This is a genomic window from Microbulbifer sp. ARAS458-1 (assembly GCF_045348205.1).
In the GTDB taxonomy this organism is placed as follows: domain Bacteria; phylum Pseudomonadota; class Gammaproteobacteria; order Pseudomonadales; family Cellvibrionaceae; genus Microbulbifer.
The window spans coordinates 2,170,953-2,193,494 of record NZ_CP155838.1; the positions used below are offsets into that span (position 1 = coordinate 2,170,953).

Annotated in this window: 24 protein-coding genes and 5 tRNA genes; 20 read left to right on the plus strand and 9 right to left on the minus strand. The window is 57.0% G+C overall.

What is annotated here, in order from left to right; translation table 11 throughout:
- Positions 1–6: 6 nt before the first annotated feature.
- From mnmC to AAFH99_RS08860, 4 genes are all read right to left on the minus strand, one after another.
- Positions 7–2,046: a bifunctional tRNA (5-methylaminomethyl-2-thiouridine)(34)-methyltransferase MnmD/FAD-dependent 5-carboxymethylaminomethyl-2-thiouridine(34) oxidoreductase MnmC gene (mnmC, locus tag AAFH99_RS08845; RefSeq protein ID WP_406827535.1), complete on the minus strand. Its 2,040-nt coding sequence runs from the start codon at positions 2,044–2,046 to the stop codon at positions 7–9.
- Positions 2,047–2,061: 15 nt separating this feature from the next.
- A complete protein-coding gene (fldB, locus tag AAFH99_RS08850; protein WP_406827537.1) occupies positions 2,062–2,640 on the minus strand; it encodes a flavodoxin FldB in 579 nt (192 codons plus the stop codon).
- 3 nt (positions 2,641–2,643) lie between these two features.
- Positions 2,644–3,108 (minus strand): tRNA (uridine(34)/cytosine(34)/5-carboxymethylaminomethyluridine(34)-2'-O)-methyltransferase TrmL, encoded by a 465-nt coding sequence (gene trmL, locus AAFH99_RS08855; RefSeq protein WP_043316919.1) that lies wholly within the window; start codon positions 3,106–3,108, stop codon positions 2,644–2,646.
- A 244-nt stretch (positions 3,109–3,352) separates the two neighbouring features.
- Positions 3,353–3,883: a glycine cleavage system protein R gene (locus tag AAFH99_RS08860; protein ID WP_043316917.1), complete on the minus strand. Its 531-nt coding sequence runs from the start codon at positions 3,881–3,883 to the stop codon at positions 3,353–3,355.
- A gap of 194 nt (positions 3,884–4,077) precedes the next feature.
- On the opposite strand from AAFH99_RS08860, the gene AAFH99_RS08865 reads away from it, so the two are divergent.
- The 3 genes from AAFH99_RS08865 (at position 4,078) to AAFH99_RS08875 (ending at position 5,921) form a co-directional block, all read left to right on the plus strand.
- Complete coding sequence (locus AAFH99_RS08865; protein WP_406827538.1) at positions 4,078–4,884, plus strand: class I SAM-dependent methyltransferase; 807 nt, start codon at positions 4,078–4,080, stop codon at positions 4,882–4,884.
- Between the two features lie 150 nt (positions 4,885–5,034).
- Positions 5,035–5,265 (plus strand): YheU family protein, encoded by a 231-nt coding sequence (locus tag AAFH99_RS08870; protein ID WP_043316915.1) that lies wholly within the window; start codon positions 5,035–5,037, stop codon positions 5,263–5,265.
- Positions 5,265–5,921: an alpha/beta fold hydrolase gene (locus AAFH99_RS08875; RefSeq protein WP_406827539.1), complete on the plus strand. Its 657-nt coding sequence runs from the start codon at positions 5,265–5,267 to the stop codon at positions 5,919–5,921. The genes AAFH99_RS08870 and AAFH99_RS08875 overlap by 1 nt, the downstream gene beginning before the upstream one ends.
- On the opposite strand, the gene AAFH99_RS08880 is transcribed toward AAFH99_RS08875, so the two are convergent.
- Complete coding sequence (locus AAFH99_RS08880) at positions 5,851–6,183, minus strand: antibiotic biosynthesis monooxygenase (protein ID WP_043316911.1); 333 nt, start codon at positions 6,181–6,183, stop codon at positions 5,851–5,853. The two genes, AAFH99_RS08875 and AAFH99_RS08880, sit on opposite strands and share 71 nt — an antisense overlap.
- Positions 6,184–6,344: 161 nt before the next feature.
- On the opposite strand from AAFH99_RS08880, the gene tusA reads away from it, so the two are divergent.
- Positions 6,345–6,575, plus strand: a complete 231-nt coding sequence (gene tusA / locus AAFH99_RS08885) for a sulfurtransferase TusA (RefSeq protein WP_043316909.1) — start codon at positions 6,345–6,347, stop codon at positions 6,573–6,575.
- Positions 6,576–6,851: 276 nt separating this feature from the next.
- On the opposite strand, the gene AAFH99_RS08890 is transcribed toward tusA, so the two are convergent.
- A complete protein-coding gene (locus AAFH99_RS08890; RefSeq protein WP_043316907.1) occupies positions 6,852–7,538 on the minus strand; it encodes a hypothetical protein in 687 nt (228 codons plus the stop codon).
- A gap of 552 nt (positions 7,539–8,090) precedes the next feature.
- On the opposite strand from AAFH99_RS08890, the gene AAFH99_RS08895 reads away from it, so the two are divergent.
- The 5 genes from AAFH99_RS08895 to AAFH99_RS08915 are packed head-to-tail and all read left to right on the plus strand — an operon-like array spanning position 8,091 to position 12,848.
- Positions 8,091–8,627 carry an elongation factor P hydroxylase gene (locus AAFH99_RS08895; protein ID WP_043316904.1) on the plus strand — a complete coding sequence of 179 codons (537 nt, stop codon included), beginning with the start codon at positions 8,091–8,093 and terminating at the stop codon, positions 8,625–8,627.
- On the plus strand, positions 8,624–9,529 hold the full coding sequence (locus AAFH99_RS08900) for a 5'-3' exonuclease H3TH domain-containing protein (RefSeq protein WP_043316901.1): 906 nt from the start codon (positions 8,624–8,626) through the stop codon (positions 9,527–9,529). The genes AAFH99_RS08895 and AAFH99_RS08900 overlap by 4 nt, the downstream gene beginning before the upstream one ends.
- A gap of 37 nt (positions 9,530–9,566) precedes the next feature.
- Positions 9,567–10,709 (plus strand): 4-phosphoerythronate dehydrogenase, encoded by a 1,143-nt coding sequence (locus tag AAFH99_RS08905; protein WP_406827540.1) that lies wholly within the window; start codon positions 9,567–9,569, stop codon positions 10,707–10,709.
- Positions 10,706–11,899, plus strand: a complete 1,194-nt coding sequence (locus AAFH99_RS08910; RefSeq protein WP_406827541.1) for an ATP-NAD kinase family protein — start codon at positions 10,706–10,708, stop codon at positions 11,897–11,899. Before AAFH99_RS08905 ends, AAFH99_RS08910 begins: the two co-directional genes overlap by 4 nt.
- Positions 11,892–12,848, plus strand: coding sequence for a class I SAM-dependent methyltransferase (locus AAFH99_RS08915; RefSeq protein ID WP_406827542.1), 957 nt, complete (start codon positions 11,892–11,894; stop codon positions 12,846–12,848). The genes AAFH99_RS08910 and AAFH99_RS08915 overlap by 8 nt, the downstream gene beginning before the upstream one ends.
- Before the next feature lie 106 nt (positions 12,849–12,954).
- On the opposite strand, the gene AAFH99_RS08920 is transcribed toward AAFH99_RS08915, so the two are convergent.
- Positions 12,955–13,344, minus strand: a complete 390-nt coding sequence (locus AAFH99_RS08920) for a hypothetical protein (RefSeq protein ID WP_043316899.1) — start codon at positions 13,342–13,344, stop codon at positions 12,955–12,957.
- A gap of 19 nt (positions 13,345–13,363) precedes the next feature.
- Complete coding sequence (locus AAFH99_RS08925) at positions 13,364–14,578, minus strand: pyridoxal phosphate-dependent aminotransferase (protein ID WP_043316898.1); 1,215 nt, start codon at positions 14,576–14,578, stop codon at positions 13,364–13,366.
- 262 nt (positions 14,579–14,840) lie between these two features.
- On the opposite strand from AAFH99_RS08925, the gene msrB reads away from it, so the two are divergent.
- From msrB to queF, 9 genes are all read left to right on the plus strand, one after another.
- Positions 14,841–15,242: a peptide-methionine (R)-S-oxide reductase MsrB gene (gene msrB, locus AAFH99_RS08930; RefSeq protein ID WP_043316895.1), complete on the plus strand. Its 402-nt coding sequence runs from the start codon at positions 14,841–14,843 to the stop codon at positions 15,240–15,242.
- Positions 15,243–15,275: 33 nt separating this feature from the next.
- Positions 15,276–16,121 (plus strand): DUF1499 domain-containing protein, encoded by an 846-nt coding sequence (locus AAFH99_RS08935; RefSeq protein ID WP_043316893.1) that lies wholly within the window; start codon positions 15,276–15,278, stop codon positions 16,119–16,121.
- 198 nt (positions 16,122–16,319) lie between these two features.
- Positions 16,320–16,395 (plus strand) — tRNA-Glu (locus AAFH99_RS08940).
- A gap of 1 nt (position 16,396) precedes the next feature.
- Positions 16,397–16,472, plus strand: a tRNA-Gly gene (locus AAFH99_RS08945).
- A 106-nt stretch (positions 16,473–16,578) separates the two neighbouring features.
- Positions 16,579–16,654: transfer RNA gene (locus AAFH99_RS08950), tRNA-Glu, on the plus strand.
- A 38-nt stretch (positions 16,655–16,692) separates the two neighbouring features.
- Positions 16,693–16,768, plus strand: a tRNA-Gly gene (locus AAFH99_RS08955).
- 148 nt (positions 16,769–16,916) lie between these two features.
- Positions 16,917–17,861: an ABC transporter ATP-binding protein gene (locus tag AAFH99_RS08960; protein WP_043316890.1), complete on the plus strand. Its 945-nt coding sequence runs from the start codon at positions 16,917–16,919 to the stop codon at positions 17,859–17,861.
- Positions 17,861–18,634, plus strand: a complete 774-nt coding sequence (locus tag AAFH99_RS08965) for an ABC transporter permease (protein WP_406827543.1) — start codon at positions 17,861–17,863, stop codon at positions 18,632–18,634. The genes AAFH99_RS08960 and AAFH99_RS08965 overlap by 1 nt, the downstream gene beginning before the upstream one ends.
- Positions 18,635–18,655: 21 nt before the next feature.
- A complete protein-coding gene (gene queF / locus AAFH99_RS08970; RefSeq protein WP_406827544.1) occupies positions 18,656–19,486 on the plus strand; it encodes an NADPH-dependent 7-cyano-7-deazaguanine reductase QueF in 831 nt (276 codons plus the stop codon).
- A gap of 29 nt (positions 19,487–19,515) precedes the next feature.
- Here queF and AAFH99_RS08975 read toward each other — a convergent pair whose 3' ends face one another.
- Positions 19,516–20,910, minus strand: a complete 1,395-nt coding sequence (locus tag AAFH99_RS08975) for an adenylate/guanylate cyclase domain-containing protein (protein ID WP_406827545.1) — start codon at positions 20,908–20,910, stop codon at positions 19,516–19,518.
- 375 nt (positions 20,911–21,285) lie between these two features.
- Here AAFH99_RS08975 and AAFH99_RS08980 point away from each other — a divergent pair, with 375 nt between their 5' ends.
- Both AAFH99_RS08980 and AAFH99_RS08985 read left to right on the plus strand, forming a co-directional pair.
- Positions 21,286–21,846 carry a nitroreductase family protein gene (locus tag AAFH99_RS08980; protein ID WP_043316879.1) on the plus strand — a complete coding sequence of 187 codons (561 nt, stop codon included), beginning with the start codon at positions 21,286–21,288 and terminating at the stop codon, positions 21,844–21,846.
- A 245-nt stretch (positions 21,847–22,091) separates the two neighbouring features.
- A tRNA-Ser gene (locus AAFH99_RS08985) sits at positions 22,092–22,179 on the plus strand.
- Positions 22,180–22,542 lie beyond the last annotated feature (363 nt).

Here is a 22,542-nt window from a genome sequence, read left to right on the forward strand (position 1 = left end):
GGAACCTCAGATCGGCTTGTTTTTACCCAGAGCGCGAATCGCGAAACGCATCGGGTGCAGCGCCTTCACCAGGTCTACCGATACCGGCATCACTTCATTATTGATCCATGCGGCCAGTATCTCTGCCGCCAGCGGCGCATAGGTAAAGCCCCGGGAACCCAGCCCGGTAAGCACGTACAGGTTGCGTTGGTACGGTGTGCGCTCAGGAATCAGCTGCTTGCGATTTTTTCTGAGGGCAGAGTAGGTACTTTCCAGTGCATCCCACTGTGCCACCGGCCCTGCCATCGGCAGGTAATCCAGCGTGGCAGCGCGCAGAGCTGCGCGACCCTCCAGGGGCTGCCCGTCAAACGCTTTCTCAAATTCCGGAAGTAGTGTGCCGAGGGTTTCCATATTTTCTCGGTGTTCCACTTCGCGAACGTCCGTTTCCGTCTGCTTGAGTTTGAAGGTGGCGCCGAAGCTGTGGTATTCGGCCCGTTGTGTGCCCTCCGCAATTGTCGTCGGCGCAATATACCCTTCGCCACACAGAGCGATCTTCAACTTTTCTGTGGCGGGTGTTGCCTTCGCAAAAGAGACCTGGCCGCGGATCGGTTGTAGGGGCAGGGGAGCACTTTGCGGAAACTGGCGATTAGCGTTGGCGATACAGAGAATCAGGGCATCAAAACACTGCGGCTGATTTTCGCTGTCCAGCTGCAATTGCCATTGATCTGCCTGGAATTGAGCCTTGATGACACGGGTATTGAAGCGGACGTGAATGCGGTCATGCTGTAACAGGTTGCTGCAGACCAGCTTGGGTTGCAGCCATCCAGCCCTTGGAAAATACAACCCTGGGAAATCCAGCGCTACGCCGGCGAGTTCCGAGGCTTGCTCTGCGGTCACCGGTTGTGCCAGCAGGCTGCTGCCGTCCAAATCCAGTTGCTGGCAAATCTGCTGCTGTAACTGCTGCTCTTTTTCCGTTTGTGCCAGTTGTAACAGGCCGTCAAAGTGTGCCGCCTGAGGGCAGGTATTCGGATAGAAGCGCTGGGCAAACTGCAGGGCCTGGAGATTGAAATCGCCGTTGGGGCCGGGCTTGGGGGAGAGCTTTGCGTACAGAATACCCTGATCGTTTCCCGAGGCGCCGCTGCCCGGGTTGCTGCCCTCTTCGAAAACCGTAACCTGAAAACCCCTTGCCGCCAGCGCTCGTGCTGTGGTGGCGCCGGCGATGCCGGCACCGATCACGGCAATGCGTTCTGGCTTGCCTGCCAGAGAGGGGGGGAGGTGCCAGGGAGTGGCAGAATAGATACCTTTGCCACCGGCTTCGTCTCCGGTGGCAAAATGGCCCCGCAACATTTCCCGTTTGCGTCCAAACCCCGGCACCTTTTCCAGCGCAAAGCCCACGGACTTTAAACCGCGCTTCACAATCCCGGCACAGGTGAAAGTGGCAAATGTCGCGCCCCCGGCACTCAGTACCGCGATGGATTTGAACAGCGCTTCGCTCCACATCTCTGGATTCTTTGATGGTGCAAAGCCATCCAGAAACCAGGCGTTCATCTGTCGGTCCCGGTCAGCGTCTTCCAGGGCCAGCGACTCAAACCCGCGGCTGGCCTCACCAATGACGAGGGTCAAATGCACATTGCCCGGGAACACAATGCGGTGCGCACCGGGTGCGAGCTGGGCGGGGTAATTGGCGATCAGATGAGCGCTGAGCGGTGTCAGTTCCGGCCACATGGCCAGTGCCCGCGCCAGATCCCGGGGGTGCAGGGGGTACTTCTCCACGCTGACAAAGTGCAGATGCGCGGAGGCGGGGGCGGTATCTCTCCAAAGCTGCCAGGCTGCGAGAAAATTCAGTCCGGTACCGAAGCCGGTTTCGCCGATGGTAAATACAGCATCATCCGATAGTGCCGCCCAGCGCTCGCGCAAGTAATTCTGCGTGAGAAAAACATGGCGGGTTTCTTCCAGTCCCGAGGCGGTGGAAAAATAGATATCTTCGAAGGCACTGGAAACCGGTTGGCCGTTATCGCGCCACGTCAATTGTGCGTGGCAAACAGAACGCTGATCTTGGCTGCTCATATCGCAGATGTCACATCAAGCATCTAGCCCGCTCTCTAGACCACTCTCTAGGCCAAACTCGCGCATAACCTGAGCACACCACTGGTCCAGACGCTCATCGGTGCGATCAAACTCGTTCTCTTCATCCAGTGCCAGCCCCACAAACTGACTGCCATCCGGCGTCAATCCCTTGGACTCCTCAAAGTCATAGCCATCTGCAGACCAGTAACCTACCGCCTTGGCCCCCACAGCGACGACCTGTGCGTGCAGATAACCGAGTGCATCCTGATACCACTGCGGATACCCCTCCTGATCGCCAAGTCCGTAACAGGCCACCTTTTTGCCGCTCAGATCGAGCGTCGCCAGTTGATCCCAGCAATTCTCCCAATCCTCCTGCAACTCGCCGTAGTCCCAGGTCGGAATACCGAGAATCAGAAAATCGTACTCCTGCATCAGCGCCACATCGTCCGTTGCCACATTGTGCAGATCGATCCACTCCTCACCGATGCGATCGCGAATCTTCTCCGCCGCCATCTCCGTGTAACAGGTGCTGGAACCGTAAAACAGCCCGATTGGGGCCAGGGACGTATCGTGGGAACTGTCTGTTGTTTGCATAATCTACTGAGCGTTCACATAGCCCAGCTGACGCCAGGCCTCATAAATAACGATGGCTGCCGCGTTGGACAGATTAATACTGCGGCTGTTGGGGCACATGGGAATACGCAGCGTATTCTCCGGCCCCGTCATTGCCAGAAACTCCGCCGGTAGACCGCGCGTCTCCGGCCCAAAGACAATCGCATCATCCACCTCAAATGCAACCTCCGAGTGCGGCTTGCTGCCCTTGGTGGACAGCGCTAATACCCGCTTCGGCTGCTCCGCCTCCACAAATGCCGCCCAATCCCGGTGGCGCACCACACGGCTGTACTCGGCGTAATCCAGCCCCGCACGGCGCAGACGCTTGTCATCCATCGCAAACCCCAGGGGTTCGATCAGGTGCAGCTCGGCGCCGGTATTGGCGCACAGGCGGATGATATTGCCGGTGTTTGGGGCAATTTCTGGTTGGTAGAGGACGATTTTGAACATGTATGCAATGGGGTAGTAGTAGCTGCGGCTGAACTACAGGCGGTTAACGTGAAGGTGTCGGGTACTGCCTTGCGAGACCTTCACCGCCAAGGATGGCGGTGCAGAGCCCCCAGGGATGGGTTACCGGGGGGCGCCTAGCTTGTGTCTCGAAAGGCAGTACCCGATACCGGCACCGCCCAGAAGCAGCTTAAGAACCCAGAGGCTAGAGGTCTGAATTGGCCACGGTCCAACAATTAGGCGCGGATTATAACGCGGAGGAAGTCTCTTCGCAGTCTATCTCGACACCCAGCTCATCGGCGATCTCATCGAGTTCATCGTGCAGGCCATCGATACTCACATCCTCCGCCACACTGATCGTGCACTCCGCAGAGAACAGCGGCTCACCACTCCACGGCGTACTGCCATAACGGGTATCCAGTGTCTCCATATTGATCTTGCGTGCCGCCAGGGCACGGGAAATCTCCTTCACAATCCCCGGTCGATCACTACCCACCAACTTCAACTGCAACGTCTGACGAGTATCCGCCGCCACCGCCAGAGCATCCTCAATCTGCAGTTTGAAATCGTCACCCGCCAGATTCTGCAGGGCCTCCCGCAGGCGCGCGCAGTCATCCGCCGTCACACTCACTCGCAGGATGCCCGCGAACTTACCGGCAAAGTGCGCCATCCGGCTGTCTTCCCAATTGCCACCATTCTCCGCCACCGCAGAGGAGAGCATCTCCACCACACCGGGTTTATCGTCGCTGATGATCGAAATGACGAGGTGCTGTTGCATAGGGACATCCTTCCTGGCACAGATAACAATTTGGTGAATTGTAGCCAGTGAGAGCCCCAGTGGGCAAAAAACGTGAATAGGCCTCAACTAGCCGAGAATGCCACTCAGTAGCCTTTACATGGCGTCGGTCAACGTGTTGAATCCGTGAGTGCAGAAAATAATTCCAACCACCTGAATCACTTGGGAGATTCTTGATGAAACTGACTCACTGGCTCGCCGGTATGGCCTGTGCCATGACTATCGCAGGTACCGTACAGGCCGATCCCATCAAAGACGCTGTCGCCAACGAAAAGCGCACGGAAAAGTACACCCAGCGTGACCAGTACCGCCATCCCGCGGAAACCCTCGAGTTTTTCCAGATCAAGCCCGATATGACCGTGGTGGAAATCTGGCCGGGCGGTGGTTGGTACACGGAGATTCTGTCCCCGCTACTGAGCGATGAGGGCAAGCTCTACGCGGCTCACTTCCCCAAAGATACCGATGTGGGTTACTTCAAGCGCTCCCGTGAGAACTTTGAAAAGTGGCTGGCGGAGGAGAAAGATACCCACGGTCATATCGTGCTGACCGAATTTGCGCCGGGTAAAGACACCGAGATCGCCCCGGCGGGCTCCGCCGACGCGGTGTTGACCTTCCGCAATGTGCATAACTGGATGCGTGGTGACAACGAAGCCGCCGCTTTCAAATCCTTCTATAAAGCCCTGAAACCGGGTGGTGTACTGGGTGTCGTGGAGCATCGGGCCAAGCCGGGTACCGAGCGCGACGCCATGAAAACCAGCGGTTATATGACCCAGGACTACGTGGTTGAGTTGGCGACCAAGGCCGGTTTTGTACTGGAAGAAGCGAGCGAAGTGAATGCCAACCTCAAAGACTCTGCGGACCACCCCAAGGGTGTCTGGACCTTGCCACCGTCACTGCGCCTCGGTGACGAGGATAAGGATAAATACCAGGCCATTGGTGAGAGTGATCGCATGACCTTGCGGTTCCGCAAGCCGAAGTCGTGAATATCGGATAGTTGATATAGGTTCCTTGCGACAGTCTGATTCGATCCTGATACAGGCGTTACGATAAGATGCCCCGAGCCGGAACGCTCGGGGCATTTTTTTGTTGTCGAGCCATCCATCAATATCCGTGTATTTATTGAATCGCAAACCATGATTATTCCCTACAAACAACTGGACCCGGACACCCTGCAGAATCTGCTGGAGGAATACGCAACTCGCGACGGCACCGATTACGGAGAGCGGGAGGTGAGCCTGACCGACAAGGTTGCGAACCTGCGCCGCCAGCTGGACAACAAAACCGTGGTGATCTGGTTCGAGCCGGGGGAAGAGTCCATTAACCTGATTCTGGCGGAAGACCTTCCAAAGGACGGAGGCTACTGATGGCCGCGCCTGCCGATTGGCTGGTCGATCGACCTGAGTCCACTCCCTGCACCTGGTTCCTGTTCGCCCACGGTGCCGGGGCACCGATGGACAGTGATTTTATGCAGGCTATGGCTGGATTGCTTGTACAGCGGGGAGTGGGTGTTATTCGCTTCGAATTCCCGTATATGTCAGAACGTCGACTCACCGGTAAACGGCGGCCTCCCAACAAAATGGACGTATTACAGGCATTTTTTCAGGAGCAGATAGACCGGGCGAATGCCGAGTTTCCGGGGGTGCCCCTGGTTATTGGTGGAAAATCCATGGGTGGACGCGTGGCGAGCATGCTGGCGCAGAAAAATGTCGAAAAGGGCGCGATTGCCGGCGCCGTATGCCTGGGTTACCCATTTCACCCCCCGGGGAAACCGGAAAAATTGCGGACCGACCACCTGCGCCCGATGACCTGCCCGCTTGTGATTATTCAGGGCAGCCGGGATAAGCTCGGCAGCCGGGACGAAGTGGCGGAGTATCCGTTGGGCTCCGGTATCGACCTGCATTGGCTCGAAGATGGTGATCACGACTTCAAGCCACGCAAGGCAAGCGGCTTTACCCAGACACAACACTGGCAGACGGCTGCTGACCAGATGCGCCAATGGCTGCATCTTCAAGGATGGTAATCCGCTCCTCGCTGGCCATCATTGGAGCCAGTTGCGCCATCTGATCCCGCCGCTCCTCGCTGTCGTACCACTGCTGCCAGTGCAGCACCGACTTCCAGCGGGAGAGGGTAAATCGGCGCAGGGGGTTACCCAGCTCGGTGTAGGTGTGCCCATCCACGAATCCGGTGGTCTGATAGGCATTAGTCAGCAGCTTGCGTGCCGCGTCTTCGTAGGTGGTTTCCAGGTCTTCGGCGATTTCTCGCTCAATCAATACATAAATCATTTCTGCGTTTGAATCCTGCTGGCTCTGGATTGGTTGTCTCGGTGTACGCAGTTTAGTCTTGGGTGCTAATGGTCGCTCTTCCCGTCGAGACTGCCAAGACGAAACCAATAAGTTCTACCATACCAGATGACGCGCCCGTGCAAATCCCCGACAATAGCTCTATGAAGTCACACCACACCCTCGATGCCCGCGGCCTTCTGTGCCCGGAACCCGTCATGATGCTCCACACCGCCGTGCGCAAAGTTGCCGCCGGCGAAGTGCTGCAGATGTTTGCCACCGACCCCTCCACCCAGCGGGATGTGCCCAAGTTCTGCCAGTTTCTGGGTTATGAGCTTGTGAAGCACGCCGAGGAAAATGATGAGTTTGTCTACTGGATCAAAAAAGCCGACTGACTCACAGTAGCCAGAAGCGAAGGCCGAGCATCGGGTATGGGTTTTCAAAACCGTCGGAGCATATATGGGTGAGGCAAGCGTTTGCGAAGCACTGCTTCGCGCGTAGCCGAACGACACCAATCTATGATTGGTAGCCGGTCCCACGCAGTGGGTACTTCGCTGCGATTTTGAAAACCTATACCCGGTGATTGGCCGCCACAATGGAACGAAAGAATCCTGAAATAACAAGGGCGACCACTGGCCGCCCTTGTTTTACATGTATGAGAGGGAAGTAAGTTAGGGCGAAGTGACAAGCGCCGCGATCGCAGCCAGGGCCTCAGGGTCCTCGGATTTGATCTTGTTGGCGATGTGGTGTTGGAAGAAGTAACGGAAACACTCCGACTCCTGAGCGGGGTACAGACAATCGTCCCCGGGGAGCACCGGTGTAGTCTCCACACTATTGTGGTCAATCAGCATGCCGTGGATCTCTCCGCTGGCAAATAGGCGCCAGCTCACGACTTCCGTAAGGGTCAGATTCTCCTTATCCGCATCCATAAACACCGCATGGGTACCAATGGTGTCGGGGATCTCCTGAACCACTTCATCTGCCTGATTGCTTTCGTACTCGAAGTATTCCGCCGCAGTCTCCAGCTCGACGATTTTATGGATGGGTGGCTCGTGGAAAATTTCCTCGATGCCAGAGTCGTAATAGCCTTCAAACCGTCCATCCAGAGGGTCCTGAATATCCGGGCAGGCGACGATGGAGTTCAACCAGGGAACCAGCCCGACTACCTCACCGTTGGCACGAAGCCCCCAGCAAAGGATTTTCAGACTGTAGAGATCTGTTCCACTGGAACTGTTGGAGTAGAGCATTTCCAAGCCATCCAGCTCCGGAGACAGACGGATAAACCGCAGGTTCTCTGAAGTCTCGATAGGCTTGCCGGTGAAGAGGTCAACCACGTTGTTAGTACTGTGGTCGGTCATAGAGCACCTCCTTGCAGGGCCGGTAGTAGGGCGGAAGGTCTTGTACTTCTGAGAAGCAACCGGCGTAGAGATACTGTGCGAAGGCCTGTCGGCCATCGCCAAATCCAGACTCCGGGAGCAACTTTTTTGCCTCCCTGGGAAGCCGGTACCGCAACCGAAAACAACTACCCAGAGCGCTCGCAACGGATGGCAATGAGCAGCAGCAGGTTTCCGGTATCCCCATATTCAAAGGTATATTCTGTTCCGCATAAATACAACCAGCGGAATGGGGTTCTTTGCCTCTAAGTACCTCCTCTAATTAGCTGAGCGGGTAAGTTGTGGTTGCGGACCCGGTGTCCGCTCTTGAGCTCGGGTGGCCGGGGCTCCCGGCCGCCGGCCTTGATCCCCCCGTCGGCACTGCTATAGTCCGCGCCAACCGGGCGTGCCGCCTGTGATTTAACACGACAGTGACCACACGTTTTGCCAGATACAGCCTCAGCTTTACCAAAAAGGCAAGTTTCGTACCACTCTGACCCAGTGCAGAGGGACGAGCCCCCTACGCCTGAGTCAACCGTGACTGAACGGATAGTCAGGGTATTTAATGACTGCTTCGCGGCGCCGCAAGCGTTGAATACGTGCCTGGTTGGAGGCCATACCGAACCCTTTTACCGTCCGGCGACGGCCCCGGGGGAGTGCCATCGGATCGAGTTCTCCTACGATTATCCCGCCAGTGCTTTGCACGAGGCCGCTCACTGGTGTGTGGCCGGTGAGCAGCGCCGGCAGCTTCCTGATTACGGCTACTGGTATGCTCCGGACGGGCGTAGTGAAGCGCAGCAGATCGAATTCGAGCGTGTGGAGGTCAAGCCCCAGGCCCTGGAGTGGATTTTCTCGCGAGCCTGCGGCATGAGCTTCCGGGTCAGTGCCGATAATCTGGATGCGGGGCTGGGCCCCAGTGATTCCTTCAGGCATGACATCTGGCAACAGGTGCAGCGCAACTGTTTGGTGGGTTTGAATGCGCGCGCGCGCCTGTTTGCGCAGTCCCTGGCAGCGGCTTTCCGGCAGCCGGACCCCTTGCAGCCAGGGTCCTACCGGCTGGAGGACCTCCGGTGAAGCAGATCTACCTGGTGGATGCCTCCGTCTATATCTTCCGCTATTACTTCGCGTTGCCGCCAAACTGGGAAAGCCGCTCAGGCTATACCACCGAAGCGGTGTACGGGTTTACCAACTTCCTCCTCGATCTGCTGGACAGTCGGCCGGATGGTATTGCCTGTGCGTTTGATGAGTCCCTGGGCAGCTGCTTTCGCAACGAGATCTATCCAGATTACAAATGCAGCCGGGTACTTCCGGACGAGGCGCTGGCCTTCCAGCTGGCTGCCTGCCGGGAAATGGCCGAAGCGCTGGGGATTGTCAGTTTCGCCAGTGACCGCTATGAGGCGGATGATATTCTCGCCACCCTGACCCGGATCTGCGTGGAGCAGGGTGCGGCACCGTTGATCGTTACCCGCGACAAAGACCTTGGTCAGTTACTGGATCGCGGGGCCGCTGCTTTGTGGGACTTTGCCGCAGGCCAGTATATTGGAGACGGGGAAATCGTTGCCAAGTTTGGTGTACGCCCGTCGCAGATTGCGGATTACCTGGCCCTGGTTGGTGACAGTGTCGACGATATCCCCGGGGTACCCGGCATCGGCCCGAAAACAGCGGCGCAATTACTGGGAGGTGTGGACTCCGTCGCAGAGTTGATCGACTGCCCGGACAGAATTGCGACACTGAACATACGCGGTGCAACCAGGCTTGTTGAAAAAATCGCGGAATACCGCGAGCAGATTGTGATGTCTTTGGCGTTGGCCCAGTTAGCGTACGACGTACCACTGGACGTAACAGTGCCTGATTTAAGTGGCGGTGGGGTTGACCCTGACTTCGCTATCGCGCTCGCAGAAGAATTCGGTATCGCCGGGCTGGCGAAAAAAATTATACGCACATTGTCCGCCGAGCGGGCGGGTATAACCGCTTGAGTTCTCCTCTACCAGCACAATGGATTTCACCCAATAGATGATGAGTTCACAAAAAACACCGCGCCTCAACATAGTCGCTGACGAAAATATTCCCGGTCTGGATCAGTGGTTTGGAGGGCTGGGTACCATTACCCGCGTTCCCGGACGAACAGTAAGCCGGGAGCAGCTGATGGGTGCCGATGTGTTACTGGTGCGATCTGTGACGGAAGTGAATGAAGCGCTGCTTGCGAATACGCCTGTGCGCTTTGTGGGTAGCTGTACCATCGGCACCGACCATTTGGACATCCCGTGGCTGGAGGCGCGGGGCATCGCCTGGAGCGCGGCGCCCGGCTGCAACGCCAACTCCGTTGTGGAATATGTATTTTGCGCCTTGGCGGCGTTGAATATCGACTGGCGCGAGCGTAGCTTCGGTATTATCGGCTGCGGCAATGTTGGCGGTACCCTGCAGCGCAAGCTGCGTGCACTGGGTATTCCCTGCAAAATTTACGACCCTTGGAAAACCGACAACCCGGATAGCGTCAGTCTCGATATCGTGCTGCAACAGGATGTGATCTGTCAGCACGCACCGCTGGTGAAAAATGGGCCGCATCCCAGCCTGCATATGCTGGATGGTCGCGCTCTGGAATGTATCCGTCCCGGCGCCGTGCTGATGAGTGCGGGGCGCGGCGCCGTCGTCGACAACGAAGCCTTGCTGGCCCTGTGCGAGCGTGAGCAAAAATTCACGACGGTTCTGGATGTATGGGAAAACGAGCCGGACATAGACCTGAATCTGCTGCACTTGGTGGATCTCGGTAGCCCACATATCGCGGGTTACAGTCACGACGGAAAACTGGCCGGCACACGTATGGTGCGCGAGGCGCTCGACCGCGCCCTGGGTTTGCCGGGTGAGGTTGCCGCTGAGTCGTCGCAAGCGGATGCCGTGGCGTTGGTTACGGAACAATCGGGATTTGCCGCCATCCGCGAGCTGCTGCTGGCCATGTATGACCCACGGGAAGACGATGCCCACCTGCGTGCTGCTGCAAAGGAATCTGAAGCAGATGGTGAACCGATGAAAGTTGCATTTGATCACCTGCGTAAGCAATACCCGAAGCGTCTGGAGTTCTCCCACTACCAGCTGGCGCAAGCGCCCAATCTGGACGATGCCACCCGCAATCAACTGGCCATCCTGGGGCTCAAGTGAAACTGAAAAAACTCGGACTCATCATCAACCCCTGGGCCGGTGTCGGTGGCCCCGCAGGGCTGAAAGGTAGCGACGGAGCCGACACCGTGGAGCGCGCGCTTGCGGCAGGTATTGTGCCGCAGTCACACAAGCGCGCAGCTATTGCACTCGCTGCGCTACAGCCATTCAGTAGCGCCTTGCAGATTGTCACCTTCGCCGGTGATATGGGGGAGCAGCTTGCGATCTCCCTCGGGTTCAATGTTGATGTGGTGGGTACGGCAGAAGGTGATCGCTCGACGCCAGAGGACACCGAGCGGGCCGCGAAGGCCATTCGCGCGGCCGGTGCCGACCTGATCGTCTTCGCCGGTGGCGACGGCACCGCGCGCAATTTGGTCAACGCCCTCGGCGATGCCTTCCCGGTGCTGGGTATTCCCGCCGGTGTCAAAATGCACTCCGCCTGTTTTGCCATTTCGCCCCGTGCCGGCGGTGAGGTGTTGCGCCGGTTGATGGCCGGAGAACTGGTGGATCTGCACCAGCACGAGGTGCGGGATATCGACGAGAAGTCTTTTCGTGAGGGCAGGGTAAGTACCCGCTACTACGGAGACCTGCTGGTGCCAGAAGAGGGCCACTTTCTGCAGGCAGTAAAAAATGCCGGGCGCGAGGTGGAAGAGCTGGCGGTTGCGGATATCGCCGCACAAATTGTTGAAGAAATAGACGCGCTGGACCCTGATACGCTTTACGTTTTCGGCCCCGGATCCACCACCCTTGCTGTATTGAGTGAGCTCGGTGGTGATGGAACCTTGCTGGGGGTGGATCTCTGGTGCCAAGGGGCGCTGCTGGAAAAAGATGTGAGCGCACCGCAGATCAATGACGCGATTGCCCGGCACCGTGAGAATGATCGTGAACGTCCGGTAAAAATTATTCTCACCGCCATCGGCGGCCAGGGACACCTGATTGGCCGCGGCAACCAGCAACTGAATCCATCGGTATTGCAGGCCGTCGGACGCGACAATCTGATGGTGATCGCCACCAAAACCAAAATTACCGAACTGGGTGGCCGCCCGCTGTTGATCGACAGCGGCGATCCGCAACTGGACGAAGCCTGGAGTGGCTTTGTACGGGTAGTGACCGGCTACCGCGACGAAATTCTTTACCCTCTGTCTGGCGACGGCAGTGGTGAAGTGCCCGCAAATACAACCGTGAGTGATTGACACCTTGAATTGGGAACCCCTGCTGCAGGAAGTGCGCAGTAAATTGACTGACCCCGCTGTGGGGGATACCCCAGACAGCCGCCGACTCTTTCATGGCCGCGGCCACTGTTTTCCCGGCCTGGACCGGGTCTGCGTGGACAGCTATCACCCGGCGATGCTCGTGACCCTGTTCGAGGAGTACGAAGGGGAGGACGCGCTGGTCGAGGCCTTGTGGTCGCTGGCGCAACCAGTCGGGTACTCCGGGGTGGCAGTGCAGCGGCGCTACTTGCGCAGGTCCCCGATTGAGTGGCACTGCGGGGAGCCCGTGGAAGCACCGGTAGCGCATCGAGGTGATCTGAAATTCCCGCTGACTTTTGATCACCAGAATGTGGGCTTTTTTCTGGATATCGAACCCGGGCGCCAGTGGCTGGAGCAACAGGTGCAGGAAAAAGCCGGCAAGGTAGAAAACCTGAAGCTGCTGAACTTGTTCTCGTTTACCTGTGCGTTTTCGGTCGTGGCGCGCGCAGCCGGCGACCTGGAGATTCTCAATATCGACCTGAACAAGGGCGTATTGAAACGCGGACAGGCGAACCATCAGTTCAACCAGTTGCCGATGAAGGGGATTCGCTTTGTTGCCCGGGATGCCGTGCGAGATTTTAAACGCTACGACCGCAGTGGCCCTTTCCAGCTGGCGGTGGTAGATCCACCGACACGACAGCGGGGCGCATTTGAGGTAGATATCAATTATGCGAAGCTGCTGGAGAAGTTGCCGGCTTGTCTCGCCGATGAAGCGGATTTACTGCTGGTGCTGAATTCACCCGCCCACAGCGAGCACTTTTTTAGAGGGCTGATCGAGGCAGCGAACCCGGGTTACTCCGTGGTGGCTCGCTTGCCGCAAAATCCGGATTTTCCCGATAGCGATCCTGATGCAGCGCTGAAAATGCTGCACGTGAAATTCAAAAGAAGTTGATCGACCCCGCAGGGTGGATAAGCGCAGCGCATCCACCAACTGCGGTGGGATTTTGGTGGATGCCCTTCGGTTATCCACCCTACAGGTTTAGAAAAGGTACAGAGCGTTAGAGCGAGCGCATCAGCTCCACTATCAGCCCTTCCAGCTGGGGAGAAGACCCACTGCGCACCACCTGGTCCAGTTTCTCCGCGTTACTCATTCCATCATCCCCCCGGCTCACCAGCAGTAGAAAACTGCGGTGGGACAGGGTGGCGTCCTCAATTGCTTCCTGGCGCACCAGCTGGGTGAAGCTGATATAACCGCATTCCTTCAACCAGGTCATGGCGCCGAGGCAGGCCAGGTGGCGGGGTGAGTGCAGGCCGAATTCGTCCGGCGTATCCGGCCCGGCGATATCTTCCACATAGATGGTGGCCGGTGCGGGAAACTGCTGGAATAGCGCCAGCAGTATTCTCCCCGCGTCGCGGTAAAAGTCGTGGATGTGTAGATCGTCCAGCATATTTCCCGTGTACGGTCTGTTAGCTTGAGTAGCGCTCGAGGAAATGCCCCAGTCGACTCACCGCATGGGTCAGGTCGTCCGCGCGGGGCAGGAATACAATCCGCAGGTGATCCGGTGCGTCCCAATGGAAGGCGCTACCCTGTACCAGCAGGATTTTTTCCTGACGCAGGAAGTCGAGCACGAAACGTTCATCATTTTCTATCTTGTGGCGGTCCAGGTCGATCTTGGGGAACATGTAAATCGCACCCCTGGGTTTCACACAGCTCACCCCGGGGATGTCGTTCAACATGCGCCAGGCGAGGTCGCGCTGTTTGCGCAGGCGGCCGCCGGGTAACACCAGGTCGTTGATGCTCTGATAGCCGCCGAGCGCCGTCTGCACCGCGAACATGGCTGGCACATTGCCACACAGGCGCATGGACGAGAGTATATCCATGCCCTCAATAAAGCCTTTGGCCCGGTGCTTGGCGCCACTCACAATCATCCAGCCGGAGCGGAATCCGGCTAGGCGGTAAGACTTGGACAGACCGTTAAAGCTGAGGCAGAGCACGTCTTCGGCCAGTGAGCCCATGGGAATAAACTCAGCGTCGTCGTACAGTATCTTGCTGTAAATCTCGTCGGCAAAAATCACCAGGTTGTGCTGACGCGCGACTTCCACAATCTGCTCCAGCAGTTCGCGGGGGTAGACGGCACCAGTGGGATTATTGGGATTAATGACCACAATTCCGCGGGTGCGCGGGGTAATCTTCGATTTGATATCGTCGATATCCGGCAGCCAGTCGGCCTGCTCGTCGCAGCGATACAATACCGCCTTAGCACCGGTGAGATTGGTGGCGGCCATCCACAGAGGGTAATTGGGCATCGGTAACAGCATTTCGTCGCCGTTGTTCAACAGCGCCTGAGTGGACATGGAAATCAGCTCGGACACTCCGTTGCCCAGGTAGATATCGTCGATATCCACATTGGGCACCCCGAGTACCTGGCACTCGTGCATGATGGCCTTGCGCGCCGCGAACAGGCCCTTGGACTCCACATAGCCCTGTGCCTGAGACAGGTTGTAGATCACGTCCTGAAGGATTTCATCAGGCGCGTCAAAGCCGAAGGGCGCCGGGTTGCCGATGTTCAGCTTCATGATCCGGTGGCCTTCTTCTTCCAGGCGCGTTGCCTGCTCCATCACCGGTCCGCGAATTTCGTAACAGACCCCGTGGAGTTTTTCCGACTTGTGAATATCCTTCATTGCTGCGTTCTTTGTATGAGCTTGTTGCTAAGGGTTTATTTCCGTCATTCCGACAGCACGGGTACCGGAAAGTCCGGCTGGGCATCGGGCTGGCAAAATCGTTTCTACCAAACGCTCGGACCTAGTAGGCTGTGCTACATCTTGGCGGGTAACCGGCCGGACGAAGGGTTGGCACCGGGATTGGGGTGCTGCCGCAAAGCGTTGTGCCGGGCAGGGTAATGCCGCTGGATACTGACTTATCAGGCAAAAAAGGAGTCACAGTATGGCAAAAGAAAAAGACGATAACTACTGGCGCGAACGCCTGACACCGGAAGAATTTCACGTTTGCCGGGAAGCCGGGACCGAGCGTCCATTCAGCGGTGAGTATTGGGATACCTTCGAGGATGGTAAGTACCTGTGCCGTTGTTGCGGCAAGCTGCTGTTCAATGCGGAATCCAAGTTTGACGCCGGTTGCGGCTGGCCCAGTTTTGATGCTGAGGCGGAGCAGGGGGTGGTGGAAGAGCGGGTGGACAACAGTCTTGGCATGCAGCGCACGGAAATCGTCTGCGCCAATTGCGGCTGTCATCTCGGGCACGTTTTCCCTGATGGCCCGACCGAGACCGGCTTGCGCTATTGTGTTAATTCACTGTCGGTAAAACTGAACCCGGATGAGAAACCCGAATAGCGGGCTTGCCGGGGCCTGAAGGGGAGTTTCAACATGCTGCGATCCGGTCGTCCGCGGCACTGGAGCCGCTGGCTGTACCGCTGCCAGTGGCTGCTATTGACCCTCATAGCGCTTACGGTCGTCGCCGTGCGGGTGGGCCTGCTGCATCTGGATTCGTCATTTACCGTGTTTGCTGCCCTCGGGCTTGGCATGGTCGGGCTGGCGCTGTTGTCCATGCTGGTATTCCTCTGGGGCATGGTTCGGCGCCACACAGAGGCGAGATCGGCGGCGCTCTGGGCCATGTTGATGGGGGTGATACCCGTAGCCCTGCCTTTGCTGCTGGTGGGCCAGCAGAACCTCAGCACCCCCGCGTTGTACGATATCTCTACCGACCTCAAAGACCCGCCCCAGTTTGACCTGCTGTTGTCTCTGCGCAAAGAGGGGGATCACAGCCCTGACTATCCGGGAAATGTAGCCGCTGCGATTCAGCAGAAAACACCCGCGTATGGGGATATCAAACCACTGGTTTTGACTGCGAAGCCCGCGGAGGTCATTGCGCAGGCCGAAGTGATCGCCCGGGACTTGGGGTGGCGCATCATTGCGGTTCAGCCCGGGAAAGGAACGCTGGAAGCCGTGGTGCGAACGCCGGTTCTCGGTATCACCCAGGATGTAGTGGTGCGGATTCGGCCGGAGGGTGAGCGGAGCGATGCCGCAAAGGGCAGTGACAAGAACAGCACCAACAACATGGACGCGTCCCCGGCTTCCATCTCAACCCGGGTTGACATGCGCTCAGCATCCCGCACCGGCAGTCGTGACCTGGGTAGCAATGCTGAGACCATCCGGACCTTTATGGGGCAGCTGAAGCGACGGGTGGCTGAAGGTGTGCAGGTGGCGCAGTAATAGTGGGTCAATTTGACGGGGTATTTCTGCGGGTTTTGTGCACAGGTTATGTAAGTGCCTGTATGGAAAGGAAAAATTTGTAAAAAAGTTTTCAATCGGGTGTTGACAGCCCCCCGGCCCGTCCATAGAATGCGCACCACTTCTGAGGCACTGCTGATCTTTCTTCACCGAAACAGCGGCACCGAAAGAAGCTTCTGGGTCCCCATCGTCTAGAGGCCTAGGACACCGCCCTTTCACGGCGGTAACAGGGGTTCGACTCCCCTTGGGGATGCCACGCGGGAATAGCTCAGTTGGTAGAGCGCAACCTTGCCAAGGTTGAGGTCGCCGGTTCGAACCCGGTTTCCCGCTCCAATTTTTGTTCACTGGCAATTGCGAGTGAGCAGGTAAAAAGGAAATTGATCGCAAGATGGTTTCCAGATTACCAAACTCAATCTCCAAGAGATTGAGAATGTTCTATGTCCCCATCGTCTAGAGGCCTAGGACACCGCCCTTTCACGGCGGTAACAGGGGTTCGACTCCCCTTGGGGATGCCAATGCTGTGAAGCTGCTCTGGCAGCTTTACCACAGGATTGCGGGAATAGCTCAGTTGGTAGAGCGCAACCTTGCCAAGGTTGAGGTCGCCGGTTCGAACCCGGTTTCCCGCTCCAAAATAAAAAGCCGCTCTATGAGCGGCTTTTTTTTGCCTGTTTTCTGGCGAATCTGCTTCTCGAATTCCCGTGCTTTCCACCCCGCGGTTGAAATGTTTTCGCTGCAGGCGTTGAATAGCGCCTACCTTTTACAGATTCAGTACTTTTTATGACTGCCGCACTTTCTATTCGCGATTTGCAGAAAACCTACGACAACGGCTTTGAAGCCCTCAAGGGCATCAGCTTTGATGTGCAGCCGGGGGATTTCTTTGCCCTGCTTGGCCCCAATGGCGCGGGCAAGTCCACCACCATCGGCATCCTCTGCTCCCTGGTGCGCAAGACCGGCGGCAGTGTGTCCATATTCGGTATCGATATTGACGACAATTTCCCGGCGGCCAAGCAGATGCTCGGTGTGGTGCCGCAGGAATTCAATTTCAGCCAGTTTGAAAAAGTATTCGATATCGTCTGCACCCAAGGCGGCTTCTACGGTATGCCGCGCAAGCTGGCAGAGGAGCGCACGGAAAAATACCTGCGCAAACTGGGGCTGTGGGACAAGCGCAGTACCCAGGCGCGGATGCTCTCCGGCGGCATGAAGCGCCGTCTGATGATTGCGCGCGCGCTGTTGCACGAACCCAAGCTGCTTATTCTGGATGAGCCCACCGCGGGGGTGGATATCGAGCTGCGCCGCTCCATGTGGGAATTCCTGCAGGAAATCAACGCCCAGGGCACCACGATCATTCTCACCACTCATTACCTGGAGGAGGCGGAAAGCCTGTGCCGCAATATCGCCATTATCGACAAGGGCGATATTGTCGAAAACACTTCCATCAAGTCACTGCTGAAAACCCTGAGTCGGGAAGTGTTTATTCTCGATACGCGCGAGACTCTGGAAAAGGCGCCGGACTTTGGCGGATTTGACGGGCGCCTGCTGGACGAGCACAGCCTTGAGGTGACCATCGAGAAGGGGCAGTCTCTGAGTGATCTGTTTACGCAATTGAGTGCACAGAATATTGCTGTCACCAGTATGCGCAATCGCGCCAATCGGCTGGAGGAGCTGTTTGTCTCCCTGCTGGCTGAAAATCAGCCGTCGTCGGCGGATAAGGAGGCCGAATAATGAGCCCGCAATTAATCTGGACAGCCTTCTCCACCATTTTCCGTCGCGAAGTGCGCCGCTTTACCCGCATCTGGCCGCAGACTCTGGTGCCACCGGTGATCACCATGTCCCTGTATTTCGTGATCTTCGGTTCGCTGATCGGTCAGCGTATCGGTGAGATGGGTGGTTATTCCTACATGGAGTTCGTGGTGCCGGGCCTGATCATGATGGCGGTAATCACCAACTCCTATGGCAACGTGGTTTCGTCCTTTTACAGCGCCAAATTTCAGCGCAGTGTGGAAGAACTGTTGGTGTCGCCCACGCCCAACTGGGTGATTATGGCGGGCTACGTGCTTGGCGGCGTTGCGCGCGGCCTGATTGTCGGGCTGATCGTAACCTTGATCGCACTGGTGTTTACGTCGCTGTCTGTGCAGCATATCGGCATTACCATCCTGATTGTGTTCCTGACTTCCGTGCTGTTCGCTCTTGCCGGTTTTATTAATGCGATCTTTGCCAACAGCTTTGATGATATCTCCATCATCCCGACGTTTGTATTGACACCGCTGACTTATCTCGGCGGGGTGTTTTACTCCATCGATCTGCTGTCACCGTTCTGGCAGGCGCTGTCGAAGCTGAACCCCATACTCTATATGGTGAATGCCTTCCGCTACGGCGTGCTGGGTGTATCCGATATCAACGTGGGTTGGGCGTTTGCCGGTGTCCTGGCGTTTATTGCGGCGCTGTCGGCGTGGGCCTTGCACTTAATGAGCCACGGTAAGCGTCTGCGCCACTAACGGAAAGGTTAAATAAATTACATGAACCGAGAAGACTGGCAAAACCTGCCCCTAGGGCAGGAGACCACCTACGAAGCGAAATACAATCCGACACTACTGCATCCCATTCCCCGCGCTGTGTCCCGTGCGCAATTGGGGCTGGATGGGGAGGCGCTTCCGTTTAGTGGCGCCGATGAGTGGTGGGGCTTTGAGTTATCCTGGCTAAACCCCAAGGGCGTGCCTCAGGTTGCCGTGGCTCGTTTCCGGTTTGCGGCTTCCAGTCCGTTCATGATTGAGTCCAAGTCGTTCAAGCTGTATCTGAACTCGCTGAATCAGACCGAGTTCGAGTCCGAAAACTCTGTGCGCCGGGTGCTGGAGCAGGACCTGAGCGCCGCGGCAGGCAGTGATGTATCGGTGACCCTATATGACGTGGAAAATGCCGAGCTCGCAGTGCAGCGCCCGGCTGGGACCTGTTTGGACCAGCAGGATATCGAAGCCCGGCAGTATCAGCCGGATGCGGGGTTGTTAAAACTGGTGGCCGGTGGCGAGACGGTGGCGGAAACTCTTTACAGTCACCTGTTGCGCAGTAACTGCCCGGTCACCGGCCAGCCGGACTGGGCGACCGTGAGTATCGAATATACCGGGCCGGCGCTAGATCAGCAGGCACTGCTGGCCTACATCATCTCCTTCCGGGAACACCAGGATTTTCACGAGCATTGTGTAGAGCGGATCTATTGCGACCTGCAGGCGCTGGCAGACTTTCAGCACCTCACTGTGTGCGCGCGTTATACCCGACGGGGTGGGCTGGATATCAATCCTTTGAGAACATCGGCCGGAGAGATTTGTTTTCCCGGGCGCTTTGCCCGACAGTAAGTTCACGAGGCGGAGCAACTGCCTGGACGTTAAATAATGGTCTTGCTCTTCAGTTGTGCCTGCGCCTTCTGAAGCGCTTTCAATACTTTTTCTTTATCGTAATTGCGGATTTTTTCCAGGTCCAGGTGCATCGCAAAGCCTGGCGCATGTTCTTCCAGATAGCTCTGTTGGCCACCCAGGTTCTTGCGCAGATCCGAAACCGAGTACACCTTGACCGGAGTGCTGAAGCCTTTCACCGTAATGTGCCCCTTATCCCGGCACATCACGGTCTGTTTGATCATGGCCCAGGTTTCATGGCTGATCAGAATCTCGCCGGGCTCTGCGGCACTTTCCAGGCGCGCGGCGAGATTCACGTGAGTCCCCATCACCGTATAGGTCTGATGATCGGCGGTGCCGAAAACCCCGACGGTGCAATAGCCGGTATTGATGCCCATGCGAATCTGCAGCGGGTGGGAGATGCCCTGGTCGTACCATTCCTGCATCATTTCCCGCACACGTTTGCGCATGGCCAGCGCCATGGCTACACAGCGCAGGGCGTCTGATTTGGGGCCCTTGCTCTGGTCATCCCCGAATACCACCATCACCGCATCACCAATAAATTTATCGATGGTGCCGCCATAATGGGCCACGATGCGCGACATCTCGGTCAAATAGCTGTTCAGCAGTCGTGTCAGCGTTTCCGCTTCCATCTCCTCGGTCAGTTGACTGAAGTCCTTGATGTCGGAGAAAAATACGGTGAGTAATTTGCGCTCGGTGACAATTTCTTTCTCCCTGCCGGTGGTTACCGCACGCCACAGGCGTTTGGGAAGGTAGCGGGACAGCTTGTAACTGGCGAGATTGGCGATGCGCTGTTCTTTCTGCAGCTGCTCGTTATCGCGCTTTAGGGTGGAGATCTGCTTGAACATATAAAAGGCATGACAGCAGAAATAGGTGAACACACCGATCAGGCTGGCGGCACTGATATTCAGGTCCGCGTTGACCACCAGGGCGGGGCGGTGTATCAGGTAGCCAACCCCCACGCCGAGCAACATGGCGGTATTGTGCTCAAACCAGCTGCGCCCACCGCCCAGTGTCAACGCATTGAATTGCACCATGGTCAGGAACAGCAGGCTTGGCAGCAGGCTGAAATTGGAAAGCGCCATTGCCATGCCGACCAGTAGTGCGTCAGTAAACGACAGCCAGCGATGGACTTCCTCGTGGTTATCAGGAATTGCCCGGCGGCTGATGTGGTAGGCGAGGGGAATGTAAGCGAGCAGTATGATTGCCATGCCCAGAGGCAGGAGGGCGCTCTGTGTAAACAGGGAGGACCAGGAGATACTGTTCAGAAGCGTGCCGGAGGCCGCGAAACAGATCAGAGCGCGAAAATACAGCGGGTACCGGGAATCGGAGATTGTGCTGTTGGTTTCTTCAGGCTGGTTCTGCATGAACGCTGGGTCTTAATTAAAGCTGTGCTGCAATAAACGGGGCAGTTGGCAACCGTTCCTGCAAGAGTTAAATGGGAGCTTGTTGTTTTCTTCTCGTCCGCATCAATGCCGGCTCTCAGTGTGCCCGTCTATTTTTTGATCACCAATAACGCAGTAAAGATATGCGCTATTGGAAATGCGTGGCTTAGATCACTGACAGGCGCAAAGTTTACCCTTATCCGTAGGTGAAAGCGATGCTAATTGACCATCCGGCCAGAATGCGGACGATCGTCTCAGATAATTTTTTGTCCGCCAATAGGATAGAATCTGCGATCCGCCCGAGCAGCCCTGGATCTTGGTGTGCACGGCGTTTTATGTAATTTTCAGGAGGCATTTATGGATGCGTTGGACGCACTGCACAACCGGGTTTCAATTGGGTTATTGACCGAGCCCGCGCCAGAAGGTGTTCAGCGTGAAAATATCTTCCGTGCGGCCCTCCGCGCTGCCGACCACGGGAATCTCCGCCCCTGGCGTTTTCTGGTAGTAGAGGGCACCGCCCGGAACCGGTTGGGTGAGATCTACCTGTCGGCCAGTTCTGAGCAGGAAGACCTGAGCGAAGCCCAGAAAGACCGCATCCGCGCCATGCCGCTCCGGGCTCCATTGGTGGTTGTGGCGATCACTTGCCTGCAGGAGCACCCCAAAGTCCCGTTCAACGAGCAGCGCATGTCCACCGCCGGCGCGGTACAGGCCATGATTACCGCGGCCTTTGCGCAAAATATAGGCGCCTACTGGCGTACCGGGGCCCTCGCAGAAAACCGGCAGGTGGCCAAGGGGCTCGGGCTGGCAGACAACGAAGAGATCAGCGGCTTCATCTATATGGGAACCCCGGCTAAACCCGCCAAGCCTGCCCCAGACCTTGCCACACAAGACTTCTTCAGCCACTGGACCGGCGAGTAACCTGACAGACCCAATGGCTTGGCGGCTTTTTTTGCCAAATACACTTGCACCCGCCGCCGCCATTCTGTAAAGTGCGCGCTCGCTGATCGGGGCGCTATGTTACTGATTAGCAAGACAATTTGAAGAGGTGTCCGAGTGGCTGAGCCGCAGCAGCGCGGAGACCATGCCCGAAGGGCATCACGAGCACGCAGGCGTGCGGACTGGAAGCTCGAAAAATTCCAGAAAGAAACGCAACAATCAGTTTTGGTGAGGTGTCCGAGTGGCCGAAGGAGCACGCCTGGAAAGTGTGTATGTCGAAAGGCATCGAGGGTTCGAATCCCTCCCTCACCGCCATTTAACGAAAAAGCCTGGCTATAAGCCGGGCTTTTTCGTTAAACGACGTTGAGGTCGGGTGAGAACCCTCCGGTTCGATTAACTCGCGAAGCAAGTTAAGACCGAGGCACAGCCGAGCCCGAAGGGTTGAAACACGCCCTAGCGTGTTTCAAGTCCATCCCGACCGGAGCCCAAAATCACTCCAAATACCCCTCCGCCAACGGCAAATACTCCTCGTAACTAACCTCCAACCCCTTCGTCGTATTCAAGGGCAGCAACGCCGGTGCAGTAAGCCCCGCACCCTCAAGACTCTTCATCAATTTCGCCTGCCCAATAGCAAGAGATCTCAACAATTCCTCAGGATCCTCTGACTTTATGGTCGCG